Source organism: Mucilaginibacter arboris (genome assembly GCF_009754915.1).
GTDB lineage: Bacteria > Bacteroidota > Bacteroidia > Sphingobacteriales > Sphingobacteriaceae > Mucilaginibacter_A > Mucilaginibacter_A arboris.
Window position 1 is genome coordinate 129833 of record NZ_WPIK01000012.1, and the last position, 18100, is coordinate 147932.

Here is an 18100-nt window from a genome sequence, read left to right on the forward strand (position 1 = left end):
TTAGCCATATTTAAATTTCCTAACAATGAGAGATTTAAAAAAAGCAGTAAATTTTATAGCTCTTTGTAACCTTTTCTTTAAGGAAACGGATAATTGAATTCACATTAAAAATTACATTTTTTTATTTTTAGACATAATACTTTTGTGTGCTAAAAGAAGTATACTGAATTCAAAGGCGAATGGAAGTTTTTTGAAAATAGAAACTTAAACAGGCGCTTGGTATTTTCTAAAATTGTAATAAAAAAGCAGTTCCTTCACCTTCAATTGATTGTACCTGGATTTGCGCTTTATGCAGCAGCATAATCTGTTTGCACAAACTTAAACCAATGCCGCTGCCGTTTTTTTTGGTGCTGAAAAACGGTACAAATATTTGTTCCAGTAAATCTTCGGCCATGCCGGTGCCGTTATCTGCTATTTTTAGCACTGTTTTTTTATCGTTTAACACATAACCCGATAGCACGATAATTGTGTTTTCCCGGTCTTTTACCGCTTCTATTGCGTTTACCAGCAGGTTAATCAGCACTTGCTCTATCAGCATCGGGTCAACTTCTACCGTTAATCCGGTATCTTTCAAAACAATATCCAGCTCAATATTTTTCTGTGCCAAAGTTGGTTCCATTAACGTGTTTAAACTTTCGAACAGGTCTCGTACAAAAACCTTTTTTACATTTAAAGTGGTAATTTTATTGAGGTTACGGTAAGTTTCGGCAAATTTTAACAAACCTTCGCTCCTGCTGCGAATGGTATCGATGCCTAATTCCAGATCTTCCAGTAATCCTGATGCTTTTTTTTCGGTGGTAAAAGAAGCATTGGCTTCCTGCAAACGGTTTTTTAAAGTATGGGCAAGCGAGGAAATAGGCGCAATAGAATTCATAATTTCATGCGTCATCACACTCAACAACTTTTGCCAGGCACGCGATTCAGTTTCGTCCAAAGCTTCATTTACATTTTGCAAAGCCAGCAATTTGTAACGTTTGCCTTCGGTTTGAAAACCTGTTGCCGATAACAATACTTTGATAGAAACCTGTGCATCCGGTAACGTAACTACAGTGCTCTTACTGTTTTTAAGGCTGATAATTTGCTGGTACAACTGCTCGTTACGTTTTTTTAATGCATGGATATTTTTTAAATAAGGTAAACGGAGCATGGCTTTCAGCGTTTCGTTCATCCAAACCACGTCGCCCGTTTCAGCTTCGTAAGATAAAATTCCGGTGCCAACCAGTTCCAGTATTTTTTGCAGATATTGGTATTGCGTTTCCTTGTCGCGCGAAATCGTTTTAAAAGTACTGTTGATCTCGTTAAAACCTTTGCGCAGCACTTGCAAATTTGCCGGTGCATGTTTCACCTCAAAATGGCGCGAAAAATCGTGATAATGAACCCCTTCAACAAACTGCTCCAGTTCCTGATGCGTTTTTTGCTGAAAGTGATACAGATTTTTTAGCTGTAAAAAAAGCACCGGCAAAAGCAGCAAAAGGTAATGGTACCCGAAATGAAAGGTTACATAAGCAGCAGCACTAAAAGTTAGTGGTAAAAGCAGTATCCGCCATAAAATATTCCATTGGTAAGGTTTCATTGAGTTATGTTGTGCGATGAATTAAGTGCGGAGACCGGAGAAATGTCTAAATTAATAAATAGATAGCTTGATGGATAAAATAAATAGGAAAGGTTATTTTTTTTCGGCATATTTCCCGCTCTCCGCTCTTTTAAACTTCGCTCCCACTCAAATATCATACTTACTTAACCTGCGGTACAAAGCGGTACGCGTAATGCCCAGTTCTTTAGCAGCTTTGGTAATATTGCCGCTGTTTTTTTCGATCACACGTAAAATGGTGTTTTTTTCGATAGAACTTAACCGCAGTTCATCCGGTTCGTTTATTTCCGGCACTTGTTCTATCGGCGAAAAGATCAGGTCTTTAGCTTGTAAAACAGGTTCATCAGCCATAATTACTGCCCGTTCCATGGTGTATTGCAGTTCTCTTACATTTCCCGGAAAAGCATATTGCAATAGTTTTTCTGTCGCTTTTGCATCAAAACCAGGTCCTGGTTTCATATACTTTTTGCTATAAACCTTACCGAAATATTTGGCCAGCAGTAAAATATCGCTTCCCCGCTTCCGTAAAGGCGGAACGGTAATTTCAACGGTATTGATACGGTACATCAGATCGCGGCGAAAACGGTTCTCATTCGCCAGCTCGTTTAACGGAACATTGGTGGCACAAATTAAGCGAATATCAACAGAAACGGGTTGGTTGCTGCCTAAGCGCGTAACCTGCCGGTTTTGCAGCACACTAAGCAATTTTGCCTGCTGGTGCAAAGCAATATTGCCAATTTCATCTAAAAACAATGTTCCGGTATTGGCTGCTTCAAACCTTCCGGCGCGGTCTTCCCTGGCATCGGTAAAAGCACCTTTTTTATGACCGAAAAGTTCGCTTTCAAACAGGTTTTCTGACAAAGCGCCTACATCTACTTTTACGTAAGGTTTTGCTGCGCGAAGTGATTGCTGATGGATTGCTTTAGCGATCAGGTCCTTTCCGGTTCCGTTTTCGCCTAAAATTAATATGTTGGCATCTGTTGGTGCAATCTTTTCGATCTTATAAAATATGTCCTGCATGATGGCCGATTCACCGATCAGTTCACTTCCGATGATAGAATCTTTTGTGACAGATGGTATTTGCGGGGATTTATTTTTTGCCCTTTTGGCCAATGCTTCTTTTAGCACATTAATTAATACTTCATTATGCCAGGGTTTCACCACAAAATCTGCAGCGCCTTCTTTTAAAGAACGGACAGCCAAATCGATATGTCCGTAAGCCGTAATCATAATTACAGCCGCATCCGATTTAAATTCCCTGATTTTATTCAGCCAGAACAAACCCTCGTTCCCGGTATTGATCGAGCTGTTAAAGTTCATGTCCAGCATGATCAGGTCAAAATTTTGCCGCGATAAAATCGAACGTAAATTTTCTGGATTTTTCTCGGCAACTACTTCTTTTACCTCTGTTTTTAACAATAACCGTACGGCAGTAAGCACGCCGGTATCATCATCAATCACTAAAACGGAAGCTTGTTTTAAACTCATAAAATTGGATAAATTACTTAGGTTTTGTGCTACAATTATACCATTTGCCTTAAAGCTTTGTAAATTAAAGTTTTAAAAGATGCAGTACAAATAAGCTGTATCAAAACCGTACAGTTACTGTAACAGAAGCGTACGTTCAGATGCTTCTTTTACAAGGTAAAAATCAGTATTTCAAATACTTACATCACATGGCACAGCTTTTCTATAACGAATATCAGCGAACGAAAAAAACCATCATAAAAGAAGCATTGTGGACAAAGTTATTCAGAAAAAAAAGTGGCCGGCCAAACGCATTTTAACCATTGCCGGTATTACGGCATTGGTTTTACTGATTGGCAGCAGCTATTACTTTACTTCCGGAAAATCCAAACTGAATGTAGATACAGAAAGGATCACGATCAGTGAGGTTAAAAACGGGCCGTTTCAGGAATTTATTCCGGTGAATGGTGTGGTGATGCCCATCACTACGATTTATCTGGATGCGAACGAAGGCGGACGTGTTGAACAGAAATATGTAGAAGACGGAACAATTATGAAAAAAGGCCAGCCGATTATGAAGCTGGCCAACACAGATCTGGAACTGAGTTTGGTAAACCAGGAAACTTCTGTTTTTAATTTGCTAACGCAGATGCAGATTTCGCGTAACGCGGCACAACAAAATACCATCAGCAAGTTAAACCAAATGGCCGATGTGGACAATGCGTTTAAGGAAGCCGAACGTTTATACTTGCTCAACAAGCATTTGTACGAACAGAAAGCAATCGGTTTACAGGAATTCAGGCAATCTGCCATTGCTTACGAATATCAGGTGAAACGCAAAAAGTTAACGCAGCAGATTTTAAAGCAGGATTCTGTTTCTACCAAACAGGAATTGGATCAGGCCAAGCAATCTTACGATCGTACACAAAATGCCTTAGCTGTAATGCGTCAAAAAGTTGGTGACCTGATTGTAAGGGCACCAGTTGACGGTCAGCTAACTTCGCTGGATGCCGAGATCGGACAGAACAAACACCAGGGCGAGCGTTTGGGGCAGATTGATGTTTTAAGCGGGTTTAAAGTTCGGGTAGATGTGGACGAACATTATATTTCCAGAATTTTTACTGGTTTAACAGGTGATTTTGATTTCTCGGACAAAACCTACAAATTGAAAATTAAAAAAGTTTTTACACAGGTTAATAATGGACGGTTCCAGGTTGATATGGAATTTGTTGGGAAAGTACCGGAAGGTATCCGCCGCGGCCAAACTTTACAAATCCGCTTAGCTTTAGGCGATGAAACCAAAGCTTTATTATTAGCAAAAGGAGGATTTTACCAGCAAACCGGCGGCAACTGGATTTTTAAATTAAGCGATGACGGCAAAACAGCTTATAAAGTTGATGTGCAATTAGGCCGCCAAAACCCTGATTATTATGAAGTTTTACAAGGCTTAAAACCAGGCGATAAAGTAGTGACCAGCAGCTATGAAAATTATGGAAATATGCAGGAACTTGTTTTGAAGAAGGAATGAGGTTGAGAGGTTGGAGGTATCAGGTAAGAGGCAGGGCTTTGATAAAGGCTTGGATCATTTTTCTGATTTCTACAACAGCTCCCGATAACTCTTTGTACAAAGTTTCATCAATATACTTTAAATCTTTAACTAAAAGCAACTGATACTCTAATTCAGAACTAGAACCAGAAGAAATTATGAGAAACCTTTTCATTTCAGCATTACTGTTTCTGCCGCAACCTTCAGCAATATTGGTCGGAATAGAAGAACTTGAACGACGCATTTGTGAGGTTAAACCATACATCTCTTCTTTAGGAAAGGAAGAACTTACAGAATAAACTTTTAACGTTAAATAATGACTTTTTTGCCAAACCAATAATTCAGAATAACTACGCATATTTTAAAGATAATAAATTAATTTAAAATAAAAAGTAAAAGATATACAACTGGTTCAAACCTCATACCTGATACCTCAAACCTTTCTTCCAATGATCAAAATAACCGAACTTGAAAAAATTTACCGTACCGAGGACATTGAAACTTCGGCTTTAAATAAACTATCCATCGAAGTAAAAGAAGGAGAATTTGTAGCTGTAATGGGACCTTCCGGTTGCGGTAAATCTACCCTGCTTAACATTTTAGGATTATTAGACGATCCGGATGGCGGAAGTTTTATGTTTAACGGAATTGAAGTTGCCCATTTTAATGAAAGAAAACGGGCAGATCTGCGCAAACGCAACATCGGCTTCGTTTTCCAAAGTTTTAACCTCATTGATGAGCTCACCGTTTTTGAAAACGTAGAATTACCGCTGATTTACTTAGGCGTAGATAGTGCAGAACGTAAAAAACGGGTAGAAGTAGTGCTGGACAAGATGCAGATCATGCACCGGCGTAACCATTTCCCGCAACAACTTTCGGGTGGCCAGCAACAACGCGTAGCCGTAGCACGTGCCGTAGTAAACAATCCTAAATTAATTTTAGCGGATGAGCCAACCGGTAACCTGGATTCATCAAACGGGAATGAAGTAATGCAGCTTTTAACCGAATTAAATGAGCAGGGAACTACCATTGTAATGGTAACACATTCGGAGCATGATGCCAGGTACAGCCATCGCATTATCCGCATGTTGGACGGGCAAACGGTTACAGAGAATTTATTGGTGTAAAGAAGCCAGCAATTATAAGTTATAATGCTTCATAAGTTGCTCTTATCAGCAACAAAAAGTTAGCTCTCCTGATAAGATAAAATAAAAAAGTTGAAAGCAAACCGGCGAAAGCCACAAACTCAAAAATATGATCAAGAATTATTTTAAGATAGCCTTTCGCACTTTGCTGAACCATAAGGCTTTTTCTTTTATCAATATTATAGGTTTAGCTATTGGCATGACGGCTTTCTTTCTTATTTTTCTGTATATAAAATTCGAGTTAAGCTATGATTCTTTTCACTCGAAAGCAGACAGGATTTATCGCGTTGTTTCTGATATCAAAACACCTACAGAAACTATTAATGCCAATTGTCCTTCATGGGCTGTAGCATCACACGCAAAACAAGAGTTTCCTGAAATAGAATCTTTTGTACGGGTAAGCAATGCGCGCCTGCTGGTACGAAAAGGCAATATAAAATTTCAGGAAGAAAACAGTTTATTTGCCGATTCTTCTTTTTTTCAAGTATTTGATTTTAAACTATTAAAGGGCAACCCACAAACAGCGTTAAAAGAAAAGTTTAGCATCATTCTTAGTCAAACAGCAGCAAAAAAATATTTTGGAGATACAAATCCTGTTGGTCAAACACTATCACTAACAGATCGAAACCTAAATGCTGTAGTAACTGGCCTGATGCAGGATATCCCCGAAAATTCCCAGATAAAAGCGGATGTCCTCCTAAGCATGCCTACCCTAACCAATGAATTTAATAAAGGGTTGGATGATCAGTGGGGAAATTATGGAAATAGAACTTATTTATTACTTAGGCCAGGTACAGAACCTAAAGTACTGGAGGCAAAATTTCCTGCTTTTCTTGAGAGGCGCAACGGGAAAGAAATGAAACAATCTCAGATGTACCCCACTTTATTTCTGGAGCCATTAAGAGAAGTGTACCTGTATTCAACCCGTGATGGCAGTAAAACGGGGAACATTACCAATGTGTATATTTTTATTATTGTAGCTGTATTCATTTTATTGATCGCCTGCTTCAACTTTGTAAACTTAACAACAGCACGGTCTGCAGAACGTGCAAAAGAAGTTGGCATACGTAAAGTTGTGGGCGCTGCCAGATTACAGCTGGCAAAGCAGTTTATCGGAGAAAGTATTATCATTTGTTTAATTGCTTTTGCAGTTTCAATTTTATTTTCCTCATTACTGCTTCCGTTATTTAACCAGTTATCCGGAAAAGTTATTTCCCGGCATATTTTCTCGCATTTGCTGTATCCGTTTTTACTTTTTCTGATTGCAATCAGCATAGGCATACTTGCCGGAATATATCCTGCATTAATCCTGTCATCCTTTCAGCCCATTGTTGTACTTAAAGGACGTTTTACTACTGGCACAAAAGGCCTATTAATGCGTAAAGGGTTAGTGATTATACAATTTACAGTTTCAATTGCATTAATTATTTCAACCATTATTGTATATAATCAAATGAATTATATGCGCAGTCAGGACCTGGGGTTTAATAAAGATCATAAATTAATTATTGATACCGATGGCGATTCTTCAAAATCCGCTTTTAAACAGGCTATAACTTCTTTAGCGGGAGTTACGTCAACGGCAATGGCAGGCAGTGTTCCAGGAGGCGGAAATGCCGGTGCTTATTCTCAGATTGAAAACGTAAAAGGCGATATGCAGGTTGCCAACCTTGACCTGTATTTTGTCGACTTTGACTATATACCTCAATATAAGCTAAAAATACTTGCAGGCCGTGCCTTTTCAAGGGATTTTCAAACAGATACTTCGCAAGCTATGATTGTAAATGAAGCAGCAATGAAAATGTTTGGCTACACTTTACCAAAGCAAATTATAGGTAAAAAATTTGATCAGTGGGGACGGAAAGGCGTAATAGTGGGCGTAGTAAAAGATTTTCATTTCCGCTCTTTACAGGAAGTGATAAAACCCTTAAGCATTCGTATCGAACCAAATTTTTGCAATTTGGTATCCATAAACATCAATTCTAAAAATATTCCTTCAACTATTGCTGCTATAGAAAACAAATGGAAAGAATTGATGCCAAACAGGCCATTCAGTTATTATTTCCTCGATGATTTTTTTGACAAACAGTACCGTAGTGAAGACAGGTTTGGAAGACTGTTCCTGAATTTTGCCGTATTTGCCATTTTTATTTCTTGCCTTGGTTTGCTTGGGCTTGCTTCTTACAGTACCACCCAGCGCACAAAAGAAATTGGTATCCGTAAGGTAATGGGGGCATCGGTACCAAACATTCTTAATTTATTGTCAAAAGAGTTTTTAAAACTGGTAACCCTTGCATTTTTTGTTGCAGCACCTATTGCCTGGTACTTTATGCACAAGTGGCTACAAAATTTTGCTTACCACACTACTATCAACTGGTGGGTTTTTGTTGCAGCAGGTTTTTGTGCCCTTGCAATTGCTTTAGCAACCATCAGTTTTCAGGCGATAAAAGCAGCATTAGCCAATCCGGTTAAGAGTTTACGGACGGAATAAGGTTTTCAGGTATCAGCAAAAGAAACTTTTCAAAACCTCATACCTCACAAACCCCTCCTACCCAATAATAAACCCTATAGCGCTGAAAGCCAAAAGCTGACAGCTAAAAGTTTAAAAGCATGCTTAAAAACTATTTCAAAATTGCCTGGCGGAACCTGGCCCGAAACATCCGTTTTTCTTTGATCAACATTTTTGGTTTAGCAATTGGTATTGCTACCTGTTTGCTGATCATGCTTTTTGTGCAGAATGAATTAAGTTATGACCGTTATAATGATAAAGCAGACCGAATAGTGCGTGTTGTATTTCGAGGGAAAATGAATGGCGGCGGAGAAATAAAAGAAGCTAATGTAATGCCGCCCGTAGCGCAAACGCTTAAGAAAGATTTTCCTGAAGTAACTGATGCAACACGCATCAGGGATTACGGTATGCCTCGCATTACTTATGGCAATAAAACTTTTAAAGAAGATGCTTTTGCTTTTGTAGATGCCAACTTCTTTCAGATTTTTACTATTCCGCTTATTAAAGGCAACGCGGCAACTGCCTTGCTTCAACCAAATACGGCGGTTATTTCAAAAGAAGTAGCCAAAAAATACTTTGGAAACGAAAATCCGATTGGGAAAGTACTTTTATTTAAAGATCAGAATGCTGCACTTACTGTAACCGGTCTGATAGATGAAGTACCCGCTAATTCCCACTTTCATTTTGGCGTATTCGCCTCGATGATAAGTTTGCCGGAAGCAAAAGACCAAATCTGGATGGCTTCTAATTTTTTCACCTACTTACTTCTGCAAAAAGATTATGATTACCGGAAGCTGGAAGCTAAACTTCCAAACGAAGTAGATAAATATATTGGCCCGCAATTGCAAAAATCAATGGGTGTAACCATATCGCAGTTTAGAAAAAGCGGCAATAACATCGGACTTTTTTTACAACCATTAACAGACATACATCTGCATTCTGATTTAACAGGTGATATGCAGCCGCACGGCGATATTCAGTATGTGTATATTTTTAGCGCTGTTGCCGTTTTTATGCTCCTGATTGCCTGTATTAACTTCATGAATCTTTCTACCGCTGGTGCTTCCAAGAGAGCAAAAGAAGTAGGTATCAGAAAAGTTATGGGTTCTGATAAAAAGCAATTGATAACGCAATTCTTTCTCGAATCTTTTTTGCTTACCGGTGTTGCCATGTTTATCGCACTTGGTTTGGTTTACCTGGCTTTGCCTGTGTTTAATAATATTGCCGGACAAAACTTAGGATTACAGTTAAAGAACAACATCTGGATTGTGCCCTGCCTTGTTCTGTTCAGTTTGTTTACAGGAGTTTTAGCTGGAAGTTATCCGGCATTTTTTCTTTCATCATTCAATCCAATTAATGTCCTGAAGGGAAGATTTATATCCGGTAAAAGAAGTACTGGCTTGCGAAGCGGACTCGTTGTTTTTCAGTTTTTTATTTCTATCAGCCTTATCATCGGCACGGTCATCGTTTATAAGCAGCTTTCCTACATTCAACATAAAAAATTAGGTTATAATAAGGATCAGGTTATTGTTGTGGAAGGAACATACTGGCTGGGCAAAGACCAGGAAGTGTTTAAACAGCAACTGTTGCAGGATCCGAGAGTAATAAGTGTAAGCGCATCAGGCTATCTTCCTGCAGGAAATAGCTACGGCAATAATTTTTTGATTTATGCTGATAATAACAGTGCGCAACTTGTAAATACACTTCGCTATGAAGTAGATGATAATTATATACCTACGCTTTCTATGCAATTGTTTTACGGCAGGAATTTTTCAAAACAATATGGAACAGATTCTTTAGCCATAATCATTAATGAAACGGCTGCAAAAACATTTAGCTGGAATCAAAATGCAATCGGACATACATTAACACGTCAGGATAACTATGGCAAAAAATTTACTTATCATGTTATTGGCATAGTGAAGGATTTTCATTTTAAATCATTACATGAGTTAATTACACCGCTGGTAATGACAATGAGTAATAATGATAACAGTAACATTATAATAAAAGCAAAAGGTAAAGACATGCAAGGCTTATTAAGCAGCACGAAAAATAAGTGGGATAATCTTACTACGCAATCTCCGTTTACCTATTCTTTTCTTGATGATCGTTATAATAACACCTACAAAGCAGAACAAAACACAGGCCTTATCCTGGGCATTTTTGCAGGCTTAACCATATTCGTTGCCTGTTTAGGATTATTTGGCCTCGCTACTTTTATTGCAGAACAACGAACCAAAGAAATAGGAATCCGCAAAGTATTGGGTGCAAACGTGGCAAGTGTTGTTTCTCTCTTATCAAAAGACTTTGTAAAATTAGTTTTTATTGCGTTTCTCATTGCCTCTCCTATTGCCTGGCTGGTGATGAACAAGTGGTTGCAATACTTTGCATACCGAATACAAATTAGTTGGTGGACGTTTTTTATTGCTGCTATTGGTGCCTTGCTGATAGCCTTGCTCACTATAAGTTTTAGAGCGATAAAAGCAGCATTGGCTAATCCGGTAAATAGTTTAAGAAGTGAATAAAATGCTTCTTTTATCACCTAAAATCTTGTATCGAAAAAGTACGGAAAGTGTATCGGAACCGAACGGATATCAAGGGGTTATCAAAAACAACTCATTGAAAATAAAATAGTTAGCAGAGCGGCACAGAATTAACAATAGCTTAGATAATCAATCATATTACTTCCTATCAATCAAAACATTAAAAACCCTCCTAATGAAAAAATTAGCAATGCTTCTTTTAACCGCCTTTTCTTTGGCTGCATCTGCCCAAACCAAAACTAGCACTTACAAAAAAGATAATATCAAACAATCGGTTACAGATAATGGAAAAACCTTGCACATTGTAATTAAAAGCAACAAAGCCGGGAAAGAAATCAATTACGATCATACCTTTTCTGTTGAACACTTGGACCAGAAACAAAAAGATGCGCTGGTTAAAAAGGTAACAGATTCTTTAGGAATTAATCCTCCTCCGGCACCGCCTGCCCCTCATAAAATGGGATAAAAAAGAAAATTAACAAATTATATTAACAGAAGCTGAAAGCCGAATACCGATTTTATGTTTAAAAATAATCTTAAAGTTGCCTGGCGCAACCTGCTGAAAGGCAAAGTATTTAACCTGATCAATATTGCAGGTTTAAGTGTTGCCGTTGCCTGCTGTATTTTACTTTTTTTAACGGTTGATTACGAGTTTTCTTATGACCACTTTCATCAGGACCTGAAAGATATTTATCAGGTTTATACCACAGAAAACCGTTCTTCCGGCATAGAAAAAAACACTTCCATGCCAGAACCTTTGGCCCCGGCATTAAAGGCTGCTTATCCGGCTATTAAATTTGTTTCGCGGTATGGAAACGGACAAGCTGCTGTTCGATACAAGGATAAACAAACCAATTACGGCATCAAGTTTATTGATCCTGATTTTCTGCAGATATTTACTTTTCCCTTAGCAAAAGGCAATATAAAAACAGCTTTGCAGGATTTGCACGGCTTAGTAATTACAGAAAATGTAGCGCATGCTGTTTTTAACCAGGAAAACCCTGTAGGAAAAACACTGGAATTAAACTTTAACGGCGAGCTGCAAAACTTTACAGTAAGTGGTGTTGCAAAAGATTTTCCGGATAATTCCAGTTTGGGTTTTGATATGCTGATGCGTTTTGAAAACTTCCCGAATTATGAGCAGAAAATGGATCGCTGGAATGCAGGTAACCACTCACTTTTTGTACGCTTACAGCCGGGAATAGATCAGGCTTCCCTCGAAAAACAATTTATCCCTTTTACCAGCCAGCATTTTACCGAAAGCATTAATACTATCAAACGCGATGGCTCCATACCTGATGCTTCCGGAAATGTATTTACCTTGAACCTGCTTCCTTTTGCCCAAAATCATTTCGCTGCTAATTTTTTCGGCTTGGAAGGGAACCAGGTAAGCAAAGTTTACATAATTGCACTCATGGCAATTGGTATTTTTATTTTGCTGATTGCTTCTATCAATTTTATCAACCTGAATGTTGCCCGCGCTTTTACCCGCGCACGCGAAGTTGGTGTACGGAAAACATTAGGCGCCGGACAATGGACGTTGATTATTCAGTTCTGGACAGAAACGGTTTTGGTTTGCCTGGTTGCTTTGGTTGCCGGTTTATTGATCTCGTCGTTAATCCTTCCTGGTTTTCGTACTAACTTCCGCAGTCCAGTTACTTTGGGTTTACTCCTTCAACCGGCACATTTGAGTGCTTTTTTTACCATCTTTTTTTTAGTAACCATCGTTGCCGGATTTTATCCCGCCTGGCTAATGCTACGGTACAAAACCGTGCAAGTGTTAAAAGGCACAGTAAATACAGCCAAGCCGGGGAAAGTGCGAAATGTATTATTAGTAACGCAATTTACACTTTCTACCCTTTTGATTATCTGTACTTTAATTACCTGGCAGCAAATGCGCTACATGCAAAACAAACCGCTGGGTTATAACCGGACGGAAGTAATCAGCGTTCCGTTAGGCCGGGAAATGAAAGGCAGCAAAGCCATGCAATTATTACGCGATAAATTGCAAAGCCGGTCAGAAATTGTAGCTATAAGCGGTTCTGCAAATAATTTAGGTTTAGGTACCGATGGATCTACTTCTACCCATATTGTTGGGTTTAATTATAACGGACGCGAAATCCGCACTAACTGGCAACGCGTGGATTATGATTACTTGAAAACGTTGGATATGAAACTGCTCGAAGGCCGGGTTTTTTCCAGAAGTTTTTCTACCGATAGTAATTCGATAATTATTAACGAGCAAATGGCGAAACAGTTAGGCGGGAAAAATTTGATCGGGAAATTTGTGACGATCTATGATGGTTACCCCAAAATGCAAGTGATCGGGATTATTCGTGATTTTAACTTTCGTTCGCTTCGTGATGAGATCGAACCGCTTTCGTTAAATATGGAAAATAAATCCGACATCAGTTATGCTTTTATCCGTGTAAAACCAGTGAACCTGTTATCAAGCTACGATAATTTGAAGAAGCAATGGCACCAAATTTTCCCAAATACAGAATTTAACGGCTCCTGGCTAAATGAAAACACCGAACGCCAGTACAGAAGCGAGAAACGTTTATCAAATATTTTTATCAGCGGGGCAACTATAGCGATCCTGATTTCCTGCATCGGTTTATTGGCCATGGCGATGATGACGATGGTACAACGGACAAAAGAAGTAGGCATCCGGAAAGTATTAGGTTCCTCTGTTATGCAAATTGTGGTGTTACTCTCGCAGGATTTTATCAAACTGGTTTTATTGGCCAGTGTGTTAGCTTTCCCGGTTGCCTGGTTAATCATGAACAAATGGCTGCAAAGCTTTGCTTACCGTATCGAAATCAGTTGGTGGATCTTTGGTTTGGCAACGATGATTGCTTTGGTTATCGCTGTAGCAACCGTAAGTTTTCAGGCGGTAAAAGCAGCATTGGCCAATCCGGTGAAGAGTTTGAGGAGTGAGTAGGTTTGGGCTGTGAGGTTTGGGCTGTGAGGTATGAGGTTGGAGGTATCAGCATCTTGCAAATCCTCTCAACCCGCTCCCCGCTCCTCCCACCAAAAAAGTATCGATAAAAGAAGCATCAGGTTTTAAAAATTTACAACGATGATCAGGAATTATTTCAAAACCGCTTTCAGAAATTTGCAGAAGAACAAGGTTTTTTCGCTGATTAATATTTCGGGTTTAACCATTGGCTTAACTGCTTTCTGGCTGATTGCACTTTATGTGGCTAACGAACTAAGTTTTGATACCTACCATCAAAATGCTGACCGCATTTATCGTGTGGTAGAACATGGTAGCTGGGATGGCGGAAAGTTTGATTTAACAGGAACCTCCGCTCCTTTTGCGGCTGCTTTAAAAGCTGATTATCCTGAAATTAAAGAAGCAGTCCGGTTTGACATAGAAGGCGGAGGAACGCTGACTTATCAAAACAAGCATTTGCAGGCAGATGATATCATGTTTACCGATAATTCTGTTTTTAAAATCTTTACTTATCACTTTTTGTATGGAGATGCAAAAACAGCCTTGGCAAAACCGCAATCTATCGTTTTAACCAAAACTTTAGCTAAAAATATTTTTGGCGATGCTTCCCTCGCCTTAAACAAAACTATTTACTTTGAAAATAATTACCCTAACCTGGTTACCGGTGTAATTGATGATGTTCCTGCTAACTCCCATTTTACTTTTAGCGGTTTGCGTTCCTTTCCGCAAAACTTTACAGAAGAATGGGGGCAAATTCATTTATATACTTATATTTTACTTGCAAAAGAAGCATCACTTCAAAAACTGGAAGCAAAATTACCAGCCTTTTATACCAAATATTTAAAAGCGGCATTAGGGCCGATGAATTACCGGATGGAGTTGCAGCCTTTAAAATCCATCCACTTGCATTCTAATTTAACTGCCGAGATGAGTGCTAATGGCAGCATGAGTTTGATCTACACTTTTTCTATCGTGGCCATTCTCATCCTCATTATTGCTGCCATCAATTACATGAACTTATCTACTGCCCGTGCTTCTATCCGCATTAAAGAAATCGGCGTGCGAAAAGTAACAGGTTCAAGCAAAGCGCAGCTGATCATTTTGTTTTTGTCGGAGTCTGTTTTGCTTACGCTGATTGCTTCCGTTGCAGCTGTAATTTTAATTAGCATCCTGATGCCCTGGTTTAAACAGCTGACAGGAAAACAATTGAATTTGTGGGAATTCGGCGTTTTATACACAATGCTTCTTTTATCGGTGTTTTCTTTGATTACCGGAATTGTCAGCGGAATTTATCCCGCTTTGTTCCTTTCCGGTTTTCGTATTATTCCTGCGTTAAAAGGACAAGCTGGCAGCCAGGAAGGAAACATTCTTTTCCGTAAAGTGATGGTTGCTTTTCAGTTTATCATTACCATTTGCATGATTGCCGGCTCCCTCATTATTTACCAACAACTACATTATGTTCTGAAAAAAGACCTCGGTTTTAACAAAGATCAGGTTTTAACTTTTCATGTCGAAAACAGGGAAGTCCGAAACCAAATACCAGCGCTTAAAGCCCAGCTTTTACAAAACCCTTTAATAGAAAATGTATCGGCAGCAGGCAATCCAATTGGCAACAATAATATCGGACAAACAGGATACACAGCCGAAGTTAACGGAAAGATGGATTCGAGGCCAAGAATTGCACAGGCATTTATGGTTGATGAAAGCTTTATTCCAACATTGCAGATCAAACTTTCTTCCGGACGGAATTTTTCGGAAAATATGCAAACTGATAAAGATAAAGCAGTTATCGTAAACGAAACCTTGGTAAAAGAAGTTGGATTAAAAGATCCCGTAGGAAAAAAAATTGAGACTGGCGTAGATGAAAAAGGAAATCATTTAGTATATGAAATAGTTGGCGTAGCAAAAGACTTTCATATTTATTCTCTTCAACACAAAATCGAACCTTTGATTTTGCAGTTGCCGCCACAACCAAAAGATAAGGACAATTTATATGTCAGAATAAGTAAAAGCAATGTTCCTGCCGCTATTAAATACCTTGAAGATACGTATCGAAAGTTCGATCCTGAACATCCTGTTGATTACCATTTTTTAGATCAGAATTTTGCACAACGGTACAAAGACGAACAAAAACAGGGAACAATCCTGCTTATTTTTACAATTCTGGCTATCGCCATTGCTTGTCTTGGACTTTTCGGATTGGTTACGTTTATGGCAGAGCAACGAACCAAAGAAATTGGTATCCGCAAAGTTTTAGGTGCAAGCATCAGCAGCATTGTCGGTTTACTTTCCACAGACTTCTTGAAATTAGTTTTTCTGGCGATGCTGATCGCTTCACCAATTGCCTATTACGGGATGGAAAAATGGTTGCAGGATTTTGCCTATCGCATCAATATCAGTTGGTGGATTTTTGCATTAGCCGGATTCATTGCCTTAATTATTGCTTTGTTTACCATCAGTTTTAAGTCGATAAAAGCAGCATTAGCCAATCCGGTAAAAAGTTTGAGAAGTGAGTAGATTTGGAGGTGAGAGGTTGGAGGTATGAGGGATTTGCAATGCCACCTGCCTCAAACAAAAAAAACCTCTTTAAGAGAAAAGGCTTTTACAGGGAGGATAATATAAAACTAAAAAGGTAGCACGCTTGGGTTCCTCCCCTTTGAAAGGTTAGGTGGGGCTAAAAAAAGTATCGATAAAAGAATTATGAAGCTAAAAACTATTTACAAAATCAACCGGGTTTAGAACGGGGATACCACGAAACGGGTGCAGAACAAGGAGGTCTTTATCTCCGGAAATGATACAGGAAGCATTTGCTGCTACAGCTAATTCAAGAAATTTATTGTCTTTAGGGTCTAGGCAATCTGTAATTGATTCTGATATTTCGTGCAATATTAAAAGGCCTCTTATTTCATTTAAAATCGCTAACCGGATTTTTAATGAAATATATCTATCAAATTTTGGACGTACAATAACATCGCATAACTCATTGTATGTTTCAAAACTTGTGGCTATTTACCTAACCGTTTTACTTTATTAAATGCCATGGTTGGATTGGAGTGCTCAAATAAAATAGCACTAATCAGGGTATTAGTATCTATAACAAAAAAGCTATTTATCATTCAGCAGTTGTTGAAGTATTTCTTCGGTAAGTCCATTTTTAGCTGCCTCTTCTCGTACGATTTTTAACAAATTTTCAAAGTTAGCTTCTTTCATTTTTTCAGAAAGTTCATCTATTTGTCTTTCAAAACTTTTTTCAAGCTCACTTTTAATTTTTGGAGATACGGCCCGCCATTTTTTTGCCGTAGCATCATCCACTTCAATTACTATCCGTTCCATATTATCATTATAAAAAGTATAAGTTAAAAGTACAAAAATTAAGCCTTTTCATAATTACAATTTCATATAAAACTACCTTAAATTGCCCGGTGAAATTTTTACAAGTAAGATTTTTATACAACTATTCATGCTTCAAACCGGACAGCAACTGTATCGTTACCGAACATTTTTTTAAAGCTGTATTTTATAATAGCCTCATTTTCAATTACTCGTACTTCTGGTATTAATTTATAGCAATACTGTTTTTATCCACTAAAAATCAGCATACAACATGATAGAACTTAAACATATTTACAAATGGGTTTCTACCGGCGGAAACCGTACTTTTTTATTAAAAGATATTAACCTTACCATTAACCAAGGTGAGTTTGTTTCCATTATGGGCCCTTCAGGTTCCGGGAAATCTACTTTACTGCACATTTTGGGGATGATCGATGAACCTTCCGAAGGCGAATATATTTTCCTGGACCAATCGGTTTTTAAGCTGAAGGAGAAACAGCGTTCTGCTTTGTATAAGCAACATATTGGTTTTGTTTTTCAGGCTTATCATTTAATTGATGAGTTAACGGTTTATGAAAACATTGAAACGCCGCTGATCTATCAGGATATGAAATCTTCGGAACGGAAATCGGTCGTGGCTGATATTTTGGATCATTTTCAAATTGTAGGAAAGAAAGATTTGTTTCCGAACCAGCTTTCAGGCGGGCAACAGCAATTGGTTGGTGTTGCACGGGCCTTGGCAGCAAATCCAAAAGTGATCCTGGCAGATGAACCAACAGGAAATCTCAACTCTAAACAAGCCGAAGAAATTATGGAGTTGTTTAAAACCCTGAACCAGCAAGGCGTAACGATCGTGCAGGTAACACATTCGGAAAAAAATGCAGCTTACGGTTCACGCATCATTAATTTATTAGACGGACGGATTGAGTAAAGGGATTGGCTTTTAGTTAATAGTTCATAGCTATAAAACAAACACAAGAAAAATTATCACAAGAAAGGCAAAT

General features: G+C 38.5%; 13 protein-coding genes. 8 read left to right on the forward strand and 5 right to left on the reverse strand.

From position 1 onward, the window contains the following. Positions 1–226: 226 nt before the first annotated feature. Complete coding sequence (locus GO621_RS14005; RefSeq protein WP_157568092.1) at positions 227–1573, reverse strand: sensor histidine kinase; 1347 nt, start codon at positions 1571–1573, stop codon at positions 227–229. A gap of 147 nt (positions 1574–1720) precedes the next feature. Then, positions 1721–3079, reverse strand: coding sequence for a sigma-54-dependent transcriptional regulator (locus GO621_RS14010; RefSeq protein WP_157568094.1), 1359 nt, complete (start codon positions 3077–3079; stop codon positions 1721–1723). A 250-nt stretch (positions 3080–3329) separates the two neighbouring features. Between GO621_RS14010 and GO621_RS19315 the strand changes: the two genes are divergently transcribed. Next, positions 3330–4586, forward strand: a complete 1257-nt coding sequence (locus tag GO621_RS19315) for an efflux RND transporter periplasmic adaptor subunit (protein WP_317163450.1) — start codon at positions 3330–3332, stop codon at positions 4584–4586. A 19-nt stretch (positions 4587–4605) separates the two neighbouring features. Here the strand turns inward: GO621_RS19315 and GO621_RS14020 are convergent, their stop codons facing one another. Continuing rightward, positions 4606–4962 carry a four helix bundle protein gene (locus GO621_RS14020; protein WP_157568096.1) on the reverse strand — a complete coding sequence of 119 codons (357 nt, stop codon included), beginning with the start codon at positions 4960–4962 and terminating at the stop codon, positions 4606–4608. Positions 4963–5053: 91 nt separating this feature from the next. Here GO621_RS14020 and GO621_RS14025 point away from each other — a divergent pair, with 91 nt between their 5' ends. The 6 genes from GO621_RS14025 (at position 5054) to GO621_RS14050 (ending at position 16280) form a co-directional block, all read left to right on the forward strand. Next, on the forward strand, positions 5054–5731 hold the full coding sequence (locus GO621_RS14025; protein ID WP_157568098.1) for an ABC transporter ATP-binding protein: 678 nt from the start codon (positions 5054–5056) through the stop codon (positions 5729–5731). A gap of 127 nt (positions 5732–5858) precedes the next feature. Next, positions 5859–8240, forward strand: a complete 2382-nt coding sequence (locus GO621_RS14030; protein ID WP_157568100.1) for an ABC transporter permease — start codon at positions 5859–5861, stop codon at positions 8238–8240. Positions 8241–8359: 119 nt separating this feature from the next. After that, entirely contained in the window at positions 8360–10786 is a 2427-nt protein-coding gene (locus GO621_RS14035) for an ABC transporter permease (RefSeq protein ID WP_157568102.1), read from the forward strand. A 193-nt stretch (positions 10787–10979) separates the two neighbouring features. Continuing rightward, positions 10980–11270, forward strand: coding sequence for a hypothetical protein (locus tag GO621_RS14040; RefSeq protein WP_157568104.1), 291 nt, complete (start codon positions 10980–10982; stop codon positions 11268–11270). A 54-nt stretch (positions 11271–11324) separates the two neighbouring features. Continuing rightward, positions 11325–13748, forward strand: coding sequence for an ABC transporter permease (locus tag GO621_RS14045; RefSeq protein ID WP_157568106.1), 2424 nt, complete (start codon positions 11325–11327; stop codon positions 13746–13748). A gap of 138 nt (positions 13749–13886) precedes the next feature. Beyond that, positions 13887–16280: an ABC transporter permease gene (locus GO621_RS14050; RefSeq protein ID WP_157568108.1), complete on the forward strand. Its 2394-nt coding sequence runs from the start codon at positions 13887–13889 to the stop codon at positions 16278–16280. A gap of 189 nt (positions 16281–16469) precedes the next feature. On the opposite strand, the gene GO621_RS14055 is transcribed toward GO621_RS14050, so the two are convergent. After that, on the reverse strand, positions 16470–16772 hold the full coding sequence (locus GO621_RS14055) for a putative toxin-antitoxin system toxin component, PIN family (RefSeq protein ID WP_317163451.1): 303 nt from the start codon (positions 16770–16772) through the stop codon (positions 16470–16472). A 96-nt stretch (positions 16773–16868) separates the two neighbouring features. Continuing rightward, complete coding sequence (locus tag GO621_RS14060) at positions 16869–17096, reverse strand: hypothetical protein (protein ID WP_157568110.1); 228 nt, start codon at positions 17094–17096, stop codon at positions 16869–16871. Between the two features lie 271 nt (positions 17097–17367). Here GO621_RS14060 and GO621_RS14065 point away from each other — a divergent pair, with 271 nt between their 5' ends. Next, a complete protein-coding gene (locus GO621_RS14065) occupies positions 17368–18027 on the forward strand; it encodes an ABC transporter ATP-binding protein (RefSeq protein WP_157568112.1) in 660 nt (219 codons plus the stop codon). The last annotated feature ends 73 nt before the right edge of the window (positions 18028–18100 follow it).